The sequence below is a fragment of the Shigella sp. FC1661 genome (genome assembly GCF_001712525.1).
Classification (GTDB): Bacteria; Pseudomonadota; Gammaproteobacteria; order Enterobacterales; family Enterobacteriaceae; genus Escherichia; species Escherichia coli.
The window spans coordinates 1-387 of record NZ_MDGW01000500.1 but is presented as its reverse complement, the minus strand read 5'-3'; the positions used below and the strand labels follow the sequence as shown (position 1 = coordinate 387).

General features: G+C 49.1%; 1 protein-coding gene and 2 tRNA genes. All 3 read left to right on the top strand.

Features of this window, described 5'->3' with window-relative positions; translation table 11 throughout:
* The first annotated feature begins 2 nt into the window (after positions 1-2).
* Positions 3-78, top strand: a tRNA-Thr gene (locus BFF42_RS21230).
* Between the two features lie 6 nt (positions 79-84).
* Positions 85-152 (top strand) — tRNA-Gly (locus BFF42_RS26855).
* A 62-nt stretch (positions 153-214) separates the two neighbouring features.
* On the top strand, positions 215-387 hold a 173-nt coding region (locus tag BFF42_RS21225), incomplete at its 3' end, for an IS3 family transposase (protein WP_069673492.1).

Here is a 387-nt window from a genome sequence, read left to right as displayed (position 1 = left end):
GCGCCGACTTAGCTCAGCAGGCAGAGCAACTGACTTGTAATCAGTAGGTCACCAGTTCGATTCCGGTAGTCGGCACCATATGCGGGCATCGTATAATGGTTATTACCTCAGCCTTCCAAGCTGATGATGCGGGTTCGATTCCTGAAGTGGCACACTGAATTTGGCCACCTGAACAGAGGTGATATGCTCACCTCAGAACAACACAGGTGCTCCAATGAAAAAAAGAAATTTTAGCGCAGAGTTTAAACGCGAATCCGCTCAACTGGTTGTTGACCAGAAATACACGGTGGCAGATGCCGCCAAAGCTATGGATGTTGGCCTTTCCACAATGACAAGATGGGTCAAACAACTGCGTGATGAGCGTCAGGGCAAAACACCAAAAGCCTC